Origin of the sequence: Dyadobacter fanqingshengii, from assembly GCF_023822005.2 — a bacterium.
Lineage (GTDB): Bacteria > Bacteroidota > Bacteroidia > Cytophagales > Spirosomataceae > Dyadobacter > Dyadobacter fanqingshengii.
The window spans coordinates 2,088,441-2,102,366 of the sequence record NZ_CP098806.1 but is presented as its reverse complement, the minus strand read 5'-3'; the positions used below and the strand labels follow the sequence as shown (position 1 = coordinate 2,102,366).

Below are 13,926 nucleotides of genomic sequence, written 5' to 3'. Positions count from 1 at the left end.
TTACAGCCCTACGCCACCCGTCACTTCAATGCGCTGACCATTGACCCATTTGGCGTCTTCGCTACAGAGAAACGCGACGACGCCGCCAATGTCATCCGGCAATCCAACCCTGGTCAGCGCGGTAATACTTTGTACAAAAGCCCTTATTTCAGGAGAATCCTGCATGGCACCACCGCCAAAAATGGCTCCTGGCGCAACCACATTAACATTAATCCCACGCGAACCCAATTCAAGCGCAAGATATCTCGTATAGACATCGACGGCGCCCTTCATGATCGCATAGGCCGATACACCCGTGAAGCTTTGGCGTGAAGTGGCCGAGGATAAATTAACGATCCGTCCGCCGTCGCGAAGATGCGGCAATGCTTTTTGTGTAAGAAAGTAGACGCCTTTGAGATGGATGTTCATCATTTCATCGAACTGCTCCTCGGTGGTTTCGGTGACGGCTGCTGTCAGGCTTGTTCCCGCGTTATTGATCAGGAAATCAAAGCGATCTGTGCCAAATGATGCGGATAATGCTGCGTTCGCCTGTTCGAAAAAGGAGTCGAAGCCGCTGGTGTCGGCGGTATTCAGCGGTAACGCAACTGCCTTCCGGCCAAGCGATTGAATGGCAGCAACGGTTGCATCCGCTTCGGTTTTGTTGCTGCGATAAGTCAGTAATATATCGGTTCCTTTTTTCGCCAGGTTTAATGCGATGTCTTTTCCGATTCCACGGCTTCCACCGGTAACGATTGCGATTTTTTGCGTTGTCATTGACTTTTTATGTTGATTAAAAACAATGCAAAAGTCCATGAAAAGCACATATACGGGTTTGTTCCGTACAATCAATTTTATGTATAATTCGAACTTTCTGTCTGGCGACGAAATGCGCCGGGAGAGAAGGAAGTTTCGCTTTTGAAGAATTTGGCAAAATGGGCGAAGTCGGAAAATCCCAGGCAATCGGCTATCTCGGCAATGGTCCAGTCGGTATGTCGTAACAATGCGCGGGCCTCCTGTACGATCCGTCCGGAAATGAGCTCGGTTGTTGTCAGTCCCGTGGTTTCTCTGAGGACTTTGTTCAAATGGTTTACGTGCACCGAAAGGTGATCGGCATATTGTTTCGCCGTGCGTAATGCGATTTGATGTTGTGGGTTTTCAAGCGGGAATTGTCTTTCCAGCAATTCAATAAAAAGGGAAGTGGTTCGGGCAAATGCGCTGTGATTCGGATGCAGCATCGTAGTGGACTGCCGCTTCTGGCCAATATGGATCAGTTCGAGCGCATAGGCGCGCATGAGATCATATTTATAGGCATAATTGGATGCAATTTCCGCCTCCATGTTGTCAAATATGCTTTGTACACGCGCCGCTTCACTTTCCGACAATGCATAAACAGGGTGCTCGGGCGACTTGAAAATGGGCAGTTCGTCCAGGATCGCGCCGCTTTTGGTCGGGTGGAGAAATTCTGCGGAGAAGACGCAAAATTGCCCGGTTTGTTTCCCGATAGGCAGCCAGTTGAAAGGTGTTTTTGGCGTTGTAAAGATCAGCGTAGGTTGTGTGATCTCAACCGTGCGGTCGGGGTATTCTGCACGTGAACGTCCTGTCAGAAAACTGATTTTATAGAATGCGCGGCAAGGGTAGGGGATGGTTGGTTTTTCACGTGTAGTCTGCGTGATTTCAGTGAGATTGAATACATTGAAATGCCCTGCTTCATGCTGAATTCCATCGGGTAACAATGCGCTCAGATCCCTCGACGCACCACTGGACAGGCGCTGGCAAAGTTCTTCAAAAGATGTTGCACTCATGATTTTATCTTTGTAAAAATCAAATTTACACAAAAATTACTGGATTGCGAGATCGCCGGATCGCCGGTTCGCCGGTTCGCCGGAAGAATCGGTTTGGCATAGACACAGTATTCGATTCCAATGCAGATATTGGCAAAAGAATCAAGTATCTTAAAGGCCTGCGCGTGACAGCCAGCAGCGTGCGGCCACTGGCGGCAAACATGTGAAAATCCCCCATCCAAATTTGGATTTCTGTAAAAGCCTGGCAACCTTCGTCGGCAGGACACACTATATCAAATTTGGAATGAGCGTATCAAGTTACGATACAATTAGGGTTAGCGCCGATGCGTACGGTGACTCTTTCGCAGGGATCGAAATTCTTGATTCCCACAAATTTTACAGCGAGGGGAAAAACGGTAAATTTGAACTGAGGACGTTCATTACGAGGGTGAAGGATGATCCGGAAAAGGGATTATTTAACCTCGGTTTCGGAGCATGGGATGAAGTCCGGCAAATTGTCGACGACCGGCTTCGAACCAGGAATGATGATATGAAGCAAATTCTGGGAACAGTCGCAGCCATTGCCCTGGATTTTCTCAAAAAATATCCTGTTGCGCACCTGTATGCGGAGGGGAGCACATTTGCCCGAACAAGATTATATCAGCGGGAGATATCGAAAATTCTTGAAGAATTGCCCATTGATTTGCAGCTGCACGGTTTGATCCGTAAAGAAGACATCGGCTTCATTGAGTTTCGAAAAGGAATTCATTTTGATGGGTTTTTATTATCTGTTCGTAATTCTTAAATTTGAAAATAAACATAAGAAACATGTCAGCTACTTCAAAGATATCTGGAAATACAGCGAACAGCCAAAACAACAGGCTGAAAACGGCGCCCAAACAGGGAAATATCATTGTAGAGAAAACTTTCCGCATGGCTGAGACTTTCAGCAAGTTTCCTTTGCCCAAAAAATAATTGGATTACCCGCCACGGCTGTGATTTAAATATCGACCAGATCTATGCCTAAAATCAAAGTCGTGAATTCCAAAGCAGTATCACTTCTGCTTTGCCTATTGTCATTATGCCGCTTCGCCAATGCGCAATCGAAGCCCAATATCATCGTCATTCTGGCTGATGATCAGGGTTGGGGGGATCTTAGCATCAATGGTAATGCCAATGTCCGCACGCCTAACATTGATAAGATCGGTAAGGAGGGTGCTCGATTTTCGAGGTTTTATGTTGCACCGCTTTGTGCGCCTACACGGGCCGGATTATTGACGGGGCGCTACCATTACCGGTCTGGTGTCTGGGGCGTTTCCAGTTCCAGGGAGTACATGAATCTGGACGAGGTTACTTTTGCTGATTTATTCAAAAAAGCAGGTTATGCAACCGGTGCGTTTGGAAAGTGGCACAATGGAAGCCAGTATCCTTATCATCCGAATGGCCGCGGATTTGATGAATTTTACGGATTTTTGAGTGGACATTATGCCAATTACTTCAATACAATGCTCGATCATAACGGCGAGCCGGAGAGAAGTAAAGGCTACATCACTGACGACCTCACGGACAAAGCCATTGATTTTATTGAAAAGAATAAAGCGCAGCCATTTGTTTGCTATATCCCTTATAATACTCCTCATTCCCCGTTTCAGGTTCCCGACAAATATTACGACCGTGTAAAAGCGAGAGGGATCAGCCAGTTCAGCAAGGACAAAAGTCAGGAGGAAATAGAAGTTACGATCTCAGCCCTGGCCATGTGCGAGAATATGGATGACAACGTGGGCCGCGTTCTCGACAAGCTGGATCAACTCAAACTCACGGACAACACAATTGTCATTTATCTCACCGATAATGGTCCGAATTCCTGGCGATGGAACGGGGATATGAAAGGCCGTAAAGGCGTGGCTGATGAAGGTGGCGTAAGAGTTCCCTTCCTGATCCGCTGGCCCGGACAAATTAAGCCCGGCAGAATCATCAGTGGAAATGCCGCATACATTGACCTGTTGCCGACATTGACAGACCTCGCAGGAATCTCGGCAAAAGGCACAAAACCACTCGACGGCGTCAGCCTGAAACCCGCACTGACCGGCAAAGCTGCACAAGTGCCGGAGCGGACACTTTTTAGCTCAATTAATAAAAATAGTAGTGTCAGAAAAGGTGCTTACCTGTTTTCCGGCGGCTCGCTTTTTGATCTTTCCAAAGATTCTACCCAACAAAATGACCTTGCCGCAAAGGAGCCGGAACTGGCGAAAACGCTTTCAGTTGCGCTGGAAAAATGGCATCAGGCAATGGTGGTAAATATCGACACAAGTCGCTGGTTGCCAGTCGGCTATCAACAGTTCCCCAAAGCGGTGCTTCCTTCGCAGGACGCCGTTTTACATCGTTCCAAGGGCAGTACATTGTCTTACAGCGCCTCTGCACCCAACTCTTCCTGGATCGCCAATTGGAATAATATTGAGTCGTATGTAACGTGGAATGTGGAAGTGAACACAACCGGAAAATATCAGGTGAATGTCCTTTACACCAGCCCCGAGCCTGGGGATGCATTTACGATAGAATTTAACAAAAGTCGTATTTCAGGAAAGATCACTGACGCATTCGATCCACCGCTGATCGATAGCCCGGACCGGGTTGAGCGGAAAGGGGAGTCTTACGAAAAGGAATTCAAAACCTTGCAAGTCGGCAAAGTGGATTTGCAGAAGGGCAGGGGCGCACTGAAGCTGCTTGCTACGTATATGAAGGGTCGAAAGTTTGCCGACATCCGCGCTGTGGAGTTGGTTTTGATTAAATGAGCCTTCTTGTTGCCGGAAACGAGTAAAACTGATATGTTTTAAAAATGATAAGTGGGCACTCGGGAGCATACGGAAGTGAGGGATACGCTCACCTCGCGTCACCACTCCCCAGTAACCCGTGATAATAAGCCATGTAATACGGCAAAAGGAAGAATGTCCCTTCGTGTTCATCGTGGCCGTCGCCTTCCGAGGCTAGCAAGGCGAAGCCATCGCGGTCCTGCCTGACGTGGCCGCGCTCGTCGATGGGCAGGGCGTAGCCGTCGGTGCGCCAGCCGATGTTTTTTTCCTGCATGGGCGAGGAGTCGAAAACGACGTCGAGGCGATGGGTGTTATCCATGGTGTAACCGACGAGGTCGAGCGGAATTTTTTGCAGATTTTCGAGAATGAAATCGGCGCGATAATTTCCTTTGTAATGCCCTTTTACGACTTTCGATGCATACAATCTGTTTTCAGGAAACAGCCCTTTGTTTTCAAACATTTTCTGATCAGCCTGCTGGGTGAAGCGGTTGGCCAGCGCTGCATAAATTGCATCCCAAAATGCATTTTTCTGCTTGCTTATGTGTTGCCAGGCCACTTCCAATCCCTGCCGGTACATGAGTAGAAGCGATGGGTCCGTTTCGTAATTAATTAGTCCGTAAAGGCTCATCAGGCAAATGTTATTATCCCAGGGAACAACGTTTTCCGGCGGGAAGAACTCCTTGGGATGCATTGCATTGATGTGGTAATTGTATTTATCACGCAGGATTTTGGCCTCAGCATCATACTTTTTATCTCCCGTGACATGTCTGGCCACATTCAGGAATGAAAGCATAACCGCGGAATTCAAACCCCGCTGATCATAGCCATAAACAGAATTGAAATATTCGGGAGAAAAATCGCCCCAGCGTGTCACTTTGCCATCGTGATCCACGAGTTTGTAGCCATGGCGAATCAAATGATCCGTAATGTCGCCGACCACGTCCCGCACGGCCTGTTTTTCTTCATCGGTTTTGGCAACCAGATCATAGTAAATGCCATAGAAGAAGAAATGCCCGGCCAGTTCGTCTGAGCTTGTATCGCATTTCCAGTAATATTTGCCGTCTTTGCTTTTAGGGAAACGCGGATAAATGTCCTTCCACATCGGATCATGCTGCTGGTTGCGAAGGTTATCCTCGCGGCTGTGCGTTTCGTTTACTTTTTCGGGCCAATCCACCGGGATGATAACCCGTGCCGGAAATCCTTTTTCATGGGTGATGTCTACAAGCCATTTGCAGGCCTTGAAGCTCCTGTCAGCCAGCGCTTTTGCCTCGGGATCGCCCGTCGCAGCATATCTGAATGCTTGTGCGGCTCCGTACATGGAGGTGTACATGCCATCATTATCCGAAATCGCGACTTCGGAACTCGCGACATTAAACTGTTCTTTCAAATGGCTTTGCGCAACAAAACCCATACGGTTATGTCGCTCTTCCACTTGTTTGGTGAAAATCCGCGCTTTTTGTTCCAGTGAAATGGATTGGCGAGTAATCTGGCTGATTCCTTGATCCGTCCCGATCCATGCGGTGCCATTATCCGCCTGGATGGCGATGGAATACACATGGTCACCGGGAAGCCAGCGACGACTGAAACGATATTTAAACTGTTCATTATCAATTTGAATAGCCCCTTTTTTTGTGCCAAACCAGACAATTCCATCAGGTCCGGCCGCAGCGCAGGTGAATTGATTATACGGCAGACCTTCCTTTCCGGTAAACAATTTCCAGTTACTCCCATCCAGATAGCCCACTCCTTCTTCCGACCCGAACCAAAGTCGTCCTTTAGAATCGGTTACCAGCGCGGCAACATTCCTGAGCGACCAGCTGTAAAGTTCGTTTTTTGGAAAAATCCTTTCAGGGTTTTTACCATTTTGATAAAAATATAAACCTTCCGAGCAGCCGATCGCATAACCATTTTGATAGGGCACGCTGGTTAATATTTCCGTTCCGGGAATGGCAGGTAATGCGATGGGGGCCGTCTTTTCATTAGAAACGACAATCCATTTACCATCACGCAACTGCACAGATTTGCCTGCAATGGCCGCAATCGGCTGGTTGTTTTTTAGTAGAATATGATCCACTTTTCCTTGCGGTAAGCCCGTTGTGGAGCCGTGTAATGTAACTACTTCCTGAACAAATTTCTGATCTGGCACAGATTGTGCAAAGAGGTGAATCGGAACAAGCAGGATCCAGTAAAAGAGCGATTTCATGATTATAAATAGGAGAGTTTAGGAAAACGAATACACTTTATACTCGCAGCCATCACAAACAGGCTATTTTGGAGAACTTGGTAAGCTTTTTGATTTGTTCACAAACACATAACATTAGAATTGTACTTTTAAGAATTCGGATTTCGCTAACTTTATATGGAGCATGAATTGGTATGAGGATGAAGTGCTGAGGGTTGAAAAGGAATCGGAAAAGCTTTCTTTTCTGCCGGAAACAATTTTTTATGGCAGTTCCAGCATCAATCTCTGGACTACATTATATTCAGATTTTGAAGATATCCAGCCCGTTAACCTGGGTTTTGGCGGATCGACGTTAGCGGCTTGCTCCTGGTTTTTCGATCGGATCATGGCGCAGGTCAGTACTGCGAAGCGCATCATTATTTATGCGGGAGACAATGACCTGGGCGATGGCCGAAATCCCATGGAGGTTTGCCTTTATTACCGGCAGCTCCTCGGACAGATCCGCGCAAAGTTTGGGGATGTTCCTTGCTATTTTATCAGCATTAAACCCAGCTTACAGCGTTGGGAAATCATTTCTCAGATCAAAACGGCGAACAGGCTGATCCAGGAAGAAATCAAAGGAGACCCTAACCAGCATTATATTAATATTTTTCCAGCCATGCTCGACGAACAGGGTACGCCTGTGAGAGAATTATTTGAGCAGGATGGGTTGCATCTCAGTCCTGCCGGTTATGCATTGTGGAAAAAGGCTGTCCGAAACGCGTTAAACCTCTCAACCAACGATTAATATGATAAGCGCATCGCCTCCCGTTGTCATGGAGAGAGAATACCAGAAATGGTTCAGCCCTGCCCTGAACAGATATATGGAGTTGCTGGTTTTTGGTTCCGGAGGCGTTCCTGTCCTGTTCTTTCCAACCAGGGCCGCCCATTTTTATGACCTGGAAAACTGGAAAATTATCGAGGCTTTGCGCGAGCGCATCATGAATGGGGAAGTCCAGATTTTTTGTGTGGACAGCATTGATCAGGAAAGTTTCTATTCGTCCGAGCCGCCTAACCAGCGGATTCTGAGACATTTGCAATACGAGCGCTATATCCTGACGGAGGTTATTCCTTTTATAAGGAAGAAGAATAAATCGAAACAGCTCACTGTAACCGGATGCAGTCTGGGCGGTTACCATGCAGTAAATATCGGATTGAAACACCCCACGGTTTTTACCAAAGTCGTGGGCATGAGCGCTCGTTACGACCTTACTAAACCCCTGCCTTTCTTCGCCGATCTTTTTGACGGTTATTTCGATGAAAACATTTATTACAACATGCCTAACCATTTCGTACCCGGCATTTGTGACAAAAAACTTTTGCAACAGATCAGGAAGCTCGATATTACGCTGGTGATCGGTCGCGAAGATTCATTCCTGCCGGATAACGAGCGGTTAAGCAGCGCACTATCCCGGATCGGCGTGCCGCACAAAATGTACATTTGGGATGAGGAAGCGCACCGCCCGCGATACTGGCGCGAGATGGTCAAGTTGTATTTGTAGTGAGCGCAATCCTGCAACATTGTCCCTTTAGGCTTCACATATTGCACACGTTCCACCATGCATGCGTATTGAATTGGCATGGTTTGTTTAACATTGAAATTTCAAATTTAAACTGAAAAATCATGCTTGATGAATTGTTCAATCTCATAAAACAAAACGGACAACAGGCAGTTGTTGAAAATAGCGAAGTGCCAAACGAGCACAACGATGCCGTTATGCAAGAAGCTCAATCGTCCATAGTGGATGGTTTGAGTAATATTAAAGAGCCGGATCAGGTGAATAGTTTATTTGAATCTGTCCAGAACGGCCAGACCGAAAGCAACCCGGCAGTGCAGCAAATCTCAAACAATTTCACCGGCAACATTATGCAGAAGTTCGGCATCAATGGCAGCACGGCAGCATCAATTGCTTCGGCAATCATCCCCGTTGTTCTCGCTAAAATGGCAAACCGAGGTGGCCAAGGCGGAGCCGGGGGATTAGATCTCGGCGGCTTGCTAGGCTCCCTAACCGGCGGCAGATTTGGAGGCGGAAACCTGGGCGGAAGCAACACATCATCCGGCGGCGGCTTAGGCGGAAACCTCGGCAACATGGGCGCCAAACTCGGCCTGGACAAAGACGGCGACGGCGATGTAGATCTGAACGATCTGACTAAGATGTTTAAGTAGATTTTACCGTTATTTGGAGAAAAGATTGGTCAGCAGCATACAAGCATTCAAAGACTGAAATGCATATGCTGATGACCAATCTTTTTATGAGTGCATGATGGTCTGTTTAGGATAGTCTCCCTACTCCTTCACCAACAACCCAGGATACAACGTCCCGTCTGCACTTGGAAAATCTAATCCCAGGAGCTTCGCAATAAGCGGTGCGATGTCTTGCAAGCTCATTTCAGGGATTACTGCTCCTTGTTTAATTCCTTTGCCGAATGCTACGAAACCGGTTTGGATTTCTTTGAAGTCGGGGAAGAAGCCATGGGTGCCTCCGCTGGATGCGCGCAGGAAATCGCCGGTTGCGGCGCCGCTGATGGTGATGCCCTGTACGGGGGCGATGGCCAGTGATGCATTTGGATCGGAGCCTACTGCGTCTAATGCTGCCCGGTCTTTCACTGCGAAGAGGTTTTTCTGATTCTGTGGCAGTTGATCCAGGATCTGTTTTACCTGTTCGAGCGTTTTTGTGTCGTTTTTGTCTTTCAAATGTAAGAATGCCGAGCCGCCTGAGCTGTGGAAATAGGCTTTCCAATTTGCCTTATTGTTTGGGTCGTAAAGTCCTGCTTTGGCGAGCAGAATGTTGGGGGCGATGGCAGTGTGAATGTCTACAAAGCCGTGGTCGCCGGTGATGATGAATGTTGTTTTTTCTCTGATGCCTGCTTTTTCAGTGGCTTCGATAATGGACTTAATGCCTCTGTCCACGCTCGAAAGTGATGCACGCACTTTGTCGCCATCACGTCCCTGCTCATGCTCGAAATGGTCAACCGCAACGAGGTGAACGGCCAGGAATGACGGCTTGTACTTGCGGATCAGATAGCTGCTGATTCTTGACATATTCTCATCCACGCTCAGATAATCGCTGTTGAAATCGATCTCTTCCAGCTTCCCGGTCGCATTTTGCTCGATTTCTTCATACAAACCTTTTGGAACTGCATTTTCCGAAAGCGCTTTGATCATGATCCGGTCTCCGCCTTTTTTTTCGGGCAAATACCAGAATTCGGGAATGTTGTAAGTGGCCGGGCTGCCCACGGAAACAGGCCAGAAAACCGAAGCTGTTTTCAATCCTTTTTCTTTGGCTACACTAAAAATCGTGGGAACCTTAATGGTGCTATAATCCCAGATCCATTTGCCCGTTACTTCGAGCGGCTCAGAAGGCGTGTTATAATAAACGCCGTGCTTGATAGGCTTTACGCCCGTGATAATGGTGGTGTGGGAAGGGTAGGTGACGGTGGGGAAAACGCCGGTAACTCCATCTGAGTAAGCGCCGGTTTGCATGCCCTGACGCAGGTTTACCATTGACCAGTTCGCGTCTTTGTAAAATTCCGGACGAAGCCCGTCAATGCTGATAAGGACCACATGGGAATCTTGTGCAAACGCAGAAAATGAGAGTGCGAAAAGGCTTATGGAGGCAAATAATTTTTTCATTTCAAAAATGCTGATTGGTAAAAACAAATGTTGCCGGCTATCAAAACCGGCAACATTTTGTAACAAACTTATTTTAAATTAAAACCCGTATCTCAAACCAAGCTGGATCTGGTAAGTGCTTCCATTCAAGCTGGATACACCCGTTCCGGCGCTCATGTTATACACATATTGTTGTGTTGCAGCATCGAAGCTTTTGATCGTATAAAGGTTCTGCTTTCCAAGGTTAGTACCAACGCCCCAATCTCTGTTCAAAAGGTTAGCTACATTGAAAGCATCAACAGAAGCTTCCAAACCATGGCCGTTGAATAATTTGAAACGTTTCGCAAGGCGTAGGTCAAACACACCGTAGAAATCGTTGATACCACCGTTACGCTCAGCCATTTTGCCCATATCTCTTGTGATATAATCCTTAATGCTCTGCTCAGCTTCCGGGTTATCCAGGATAGTCTGGATGCCTTTGCGAATATATTCTGGCGTTTCCGTGTTATTCGGATTGTAAATGTAGGCCAGGTCATTCGATGATACGAAGTCACCGTTCATATTACCGCTTACCGCCATTGAGTAGCGCGTTCCGCCGATTCCTGAGTAACGCAGACCGATTGTTACGCCGTAAATGCTTGGCGCTGTTCCGTAGAATACAATTTTGTTGCGGAACTGGTTGTTGGCATAAGCCATTTTGCTCAAATCACGCGGATCATCAGCCACCATCAAATCCAATGTAGCTGTGTTTGCCACGTTTCCATTGTACGATGTGTTGTCTTTCGAATCATTCCAGGTATAAGATGCAGTGATCTGACCATCTTTAAAGTAACGATACGTTCCGTCGATCACCACTGCATACTGGTTTTTCTTGCCTTCGCTGTTCAATTCCAGCACGCGACCAACATTTTTGGTTTTGCGGCTGTTCAACCAGTTTGTAGCACCGTTTTTAGCGTTAATGCTTTCAGCCGGCACATATACGCCACGGTTGGCTTCTGCTGCGATACGGAAGAATGGGTCCTCCACCATGTTGCGGTCTACATACATATAGTTGTTGCGGGCCCATGAAGCATATCCGCTCACACCCACACGCAGACGGTCGCTGAAAAAGTGGTTGTAAGAGAAGTTGGTTTTGTAAACAACCGGGATTTTCGCGTCTTTGCTATTGGTGTTAATGGTCACCAATCTTTCGATGCCGGGAATGTTGAAAAGCTCTGCACCTGGTGCTGTCGAAGGATCTGCACGGTAGCCGGGGAAGTTTGGTTTTGGAACCAGGTCACCCTGAATTTCAACAGAAGCAACTCTTGTTCCGTCAAACAGCATGTTGTTGATCATCGAATAAGGGTTCAAAGCCGAGCCAAAAACACCCGCACCAAAACGAACGATATCCTTACTCTGCTCATTCACGTCCCACGTAAACTGAACACGTGGCTGCAATTGCGTTGTGTTGATCACATTGTCCGTACGCAAGCCCAGTTCATCAAAAACAACCTGGCTGAAATTGGCTTTGTTCAAATATTGTGTGTTGTCCAAACGCAAACCGGCCATCATTTCAAGACCAAGTGCCAGTTTTGTGTCCATTTGTGCATAAATACCTGTGCTCAAAGAATTTACAACATTGCTTGGATCTTCCAGCAAGTTGATTTCCCTTGCATAGCGGTAAGGCGTCAGGTTGTTGAAATTTTCCAGACCTGTGAAGTAAAAACGTCCGTTCATTTCGCTTCCGTAACGCGATTTCATGCGGTTGTACATCACATCAAGACCGAAAGTAAAGTTGATCTTTCCTGTGTTGTAATAAAAGTTATCCACCAGCTGAACAACCGTTCCTTTGAACCATTCAGGAGAGAAACGCTGTCCACCGATCTGGATAGAAGTGTTGTAATTGTTTGTTCCTGAAACAGATTGAACGTTTTCAACGATTGCGCGGGGGATACCATCCGAAGGAAGTTCAGAGCTTGGAATGATCGCCTGATCTTCGTAAAAATGCTGCAATTTCAGTTCGTTGGTAATTTTTGGATTAATAATCGTCCGCAATGACGCCATGAGGCTGTTATCGAATCTTTTACGGTCAATGTAAGATTCATAAGCATTGATACCGCTGTTATCACCTTCTGAAAGCGCGTCGTTTTCGATCACCATATTGTTACGCAGCGTCAAAAGGTTCTTTGAATTCAGCTGCCAGTCGATCTTTGCAAAAATAGCGTCCGTTCCTTTTTTCTTTCCGAAAGCACCAAACTGCGGGTTGTTTGAAACACCATATTTAGATCTGGCGATGTCCGAAAACTGATCCAGCGTCGCCTGCGTCACTCTGTTTGCCGCTTCATCAGCCGGGGACTGAATGTTGGCAATGTATAAAGGACGTGAGTCAGCCTGGTGATCCCATGCTACGAAGAAATGTGCTTTATCTTTCTTAATCGCGCCACCCAAAGAAGCGCCATATTGGTATGTAGAGAAATCCTGCACCCTTTTGTTTCCTCTCAAATCATAACCACTTGAAAGCCAGTCAGTACGCATAAATGTAAATGCGCTACCTGAAAGTTTGTTCGTTCCTGATTTAGTCACAGTACTGATCGTACCGCCACCCGCGCGACCCATGGTCACGTCGTATTCGTTAGTAACCACTTTAAATTCGCGAATTGCTTCCATGGAAACGGAATAGGCACCCTGCGTAGATCCACCCGCGATCGTTCCGCGCGATGTCATACCATCCAATGTAAAGTTGGTTGAAGACGCAAGTTGTCCACCCAAACTGCTTCCGTTGCTCAAAGGCGAAAGGTCGATCAGGGATGTAAAATTACGGCCGTTTACTGGCAGCTTGGCAATGTCTTTTGCCGTAATAGGCGTCGAAGAACCCAATGTTACCACGGTGTTTTTCAATGAGTTGGCCTTGATGTCAACAGCTTGCAATTCGGTAGCGCTACTTTCCATGCCGAAATTCAATCTCAACTGATCGCCTTGGTTCAATGCGTAACCTGTTTTCTTTTGCTCTCCAAAACCAATAAAAGAAACGGTGATGGAGTAAGGTGAACCAAGCGGCAATTGCTTGATAATGTAGTCGCCATTCATGTCCGTGACCGTACCCGCCTGGAAGCCGGTTGATTCGTTTCTGACCAAAACGGTCGCGCCCGGGATCGGGCCTGCATTCACTTCGGTGACTTTCCCAATGATGGTCGCTTCGTTGCCCTGCGCATAAAGATTGGCGGAACAGAAGCACATTGCGATGATCACAATTAGTCCGGTAATTAATCGATTCATTTTTGGTGAGTTAAATGAGTAATAGTTGTGATTAGTAAAAAAATGCCTCGTCAGGGCATGGTGGTTTAACGCCCGCAAAAGTAGACAGGCAATGTTAAGGCTATGTTACCGGTGGGTTAACCTATAATTAACCTTCCGGCAGCGGGATGAAGTGGTTGGAAATTATAATTTATTGTAAGTATCCTGCTATTTAGTTCGACTTTGTAAGGGGTCGGGGTCAAATTATTAAATTGTTAAATACGATTTCCTGAAAGGCACATGTTATCG

The 13,926-nt window shown here is 46.9% G+C and carries 11 protein-coding genes; 6 read left to right on the top strand and 5 right to left on the bottom strand.

Annotation, left to right across the window (positions count from 1 at the left end; translation table 11 throughout):
- On the bottom strand, nt 1-753 hold the full coding sequence (locus tag NFI81_RS08460; protein WP_234612925.1) for an SDR family NAD(P)-dependent oxidoreductase: 753 nt from the start codon (nt 751-753) through the stop codon (nt 1-3).
- A gap of 77 nt (nt 754-830) precedes the next feature.
- Nucleotides 831-1,781 carry a helix-turn-helix domain-containing protein gene (locus tag NFI81_RS08455; RefSeq protein WP_234612926.1) on the bottom strand — a complete coding sequence of 317 codons (951 nt, stop codon included), beginning with the start codon at nt 1,779-1,781 and terminating at the stop codon, nt 831-833.
- A 283-nt stretch (nt 1,782-2,064) separates the two neighbouring features.
- Here NFI81_RS08455 and NFI81_RS08450 point away from each other — a divergent pair, with 283 nt between their 5' ends.
- From NFI81_RS08450 to NFI81_RS08440, 3 genes are read left to right on the top strand one after another with little or no spacing between them, the layout of a single operon-like run.
- Complete coding sequence (locus tag NFI81_RS08450; protein ID WP_234612927.1) at nt 2,065-2,565, top strand: DUF6934 family protein; 501 nt, start codon at nt 2,065-2,067, stop codon at nt 2,563-2,565.
- Nucleotides 2,566-2,588: 23 nt separating this feature from the next.
- On the top strand, nt 2,589-2,735 hold the full coding sequence (locus tag NFI81_RS08445; protein ID WP_234612928.1) for a hypothetical protein: 147 nt from the start codon (nt 2,589-2,591) through the stop codon (nt 2,733-2,735).
- A gap of 44 nt (nt 2,736-2,779) precedes the next feature.
- Nucleotides 2,780-4,552, top strand: a complete 1,773-nt coding sequence (locus NFI81_RS08440) for a sulfatase-like hydrolase/transferase (protein WP_234612929.1) — start codon at nt 2,780-2,782, stop codon at nt 4,550-4,552.
- Between the two features lie 88 nt (nt 4,553-4,640).
- Here NFI81_RS08440 and NFI81_RS08435 read toward each other — a convergent pair whose 3' ends face one another.
- Nucleotides 4,641-6,773, bottom strand: a complete 2,133-nt coding sequence (locus NFI81_RS08435) for a hypothetical protein (RefSeq protein ID WP_234612930.1) — start codon at nt 6,771-6,773, stop codon at nt 4,641-4,643.
- Between the two features lie 163 nt (nt 6,774-6,936).
- Between NFI81_RS08435 and NFI81_RS08430 the strand changes: the two genes are divergently transcribed.
- The 3 genes from NFI81_RS08430 (at nt 6,937) to NFI81_RS08420 (ending at nt 8,958) form a co-directional block, all read left to right on the top strand.
- On the top strand, nt 6,937-7,539 hold the full coding sequence (locus NFI81_RS08430; RefSeq protein WP_234612931.1) for a GDSL-type esterase/lipase family protein: 603 nt from the start codon (nt 6,937-6,939) through the stop codon (nt 7,537-7,539).
- A gap of 1 nt (nt 7,540) precedes the next feature.
- Nucleotides 7,541-8,293 (top strand): esterase family protein, encoded by a 753-nt coding sequence (locus NFI81_RS08425; protein ID WP_234612933.1) that lies wholly within the window; start codon nt 7,541-7,543, stop codon nt 8,291-8,293.
- 122 nt (nt 8,294-8,415) lie between these two features.
- Nucleotides 8,416-8,958: a hypothetical protein gene (locus tag NFI81_RS08420; RefSeq protein ID WP_234612934.1), complete on the top strand. Its 543-nt coding sequence runs from the start codon at nt 8,416-8,418 to the stop codon at nt 8,956-8,958.
- 120 nt (nt 8,959-9,078) lie between these two features.
- Here the strand turns inward: NFI81_RS08420 and NFI81_RS08415 are convergent, their stop codons facing one another.
- Together NFI81_RS08415 and NFI81_RS08410 are read right to left on the bottom strand one after the other, a co-directional pair.
- Nucleotides 9,079-10,425 carry an alkaline phosphatase family protein gene (locus tag NFI81_RS08415; RefSeq protein ID WP_234612936.1) on the bottom strand — a complete coding sequence of 449 codons (1,347 nt, stop codon included), beginning with the start codon at nt 10,423-10,425 and terminating at the stop codon, nt 9,079-9,081.
- A gap of 78 nt (nt 10,426-10,503) precedes the next feature.
- The gene (locus NFI81_RS08410) at nt 10,504-13,659 is read right to left on the bottom strand and encodes a TonB-dependent receptor (RefSeq protein ID WP_234612938.1); all 3,156 of its coding nucleotides are present in this window, start codon (nt 13,657-13,659) and stop codon (nt 10,504-10,506) included.
- Between the last annotated feature and the right edge of the window lie 267 nt (nt 13,660-13,926).

Bases quoted from the DNA above. Each gene is read 5' to 3' on its own strand.
- NFI81_RS08460 (WP_234612925.1), bottom strand. From the start codon at position 753: ATGACAACGCAAAAAATCGCAATCGTTACCGGTGGAAGCCGTGGAATC.
- NFI81_RS08455 (WP_234612926.1), bottom strand. From the start codon at position 1,781: ATGAGTGCAACATCTTTTGAAGAACTTTGCCAGCGCCTGTCCAGTGGT.
- NFI81_RS08450 (WP_234612927.1), top strand. From the start codon at position 2,065: ATGAGCGTATCAAGTTACGATACAATTAGGGTTAGCGCCGATGCGTAC.
- NFI81_RS08445 (WP_234612928.1), top strand. From the start codon at position 2,589: ATGTCAGCTACTTCAAAGATATCTGGAAATACAGCGAACAGCCAAAAC.
- NFI81_RS08440 (WP_234612929.1), top strand. From the start codon at position 2,780: ATGCCTAAAATCAAAGTCGTGAATTCCAAAGCAGTATCACTTCTGCTT.
- NFI81_RS08435 (WP_234612930.1), bottom strand. From the start codon at position 6,773: ATGAAATCGCTCTTTTACTGGATCCTGCTTGTTCCGATTCACCTCTTT.
- NFI81_RS08430 (WP_234612931.1), top strand. From the start codon at position 6,937: ATGAATTGGTATGAGGATGAAGTGCTGAGGGTTGAAAAGGAATCGGAA.
- NFI81_RS08425 (WP_234612933.1), top strand. From the start codon at position 7,541: ATGATAAGCGCATCGCCTCCCGTTGTCATGGAGAGAGAATACCAGAAA.
- NFI81_RS08420 (WP_234612934.1), top strand. From the start codon at position 8,416: ATGCTTGATGAATTGTTCAATCTCATAAAACAAAACGGACAACAGGCA.
- NFI81_RS08415 (WP_234612936.1), bottom strand. From the start codon at position 10,425: ATGAAAAAATTATTTGCCTCCATAAGCCTTTTCGCACTCTCATTTTCT.
- NFI81_RS08410 (WP_234612938.1), bottom strand. From the start codon at position 13,659: ATGAATCGATTAATTACCGGACTAATTGTGATCATCGCAATGTGCTTC.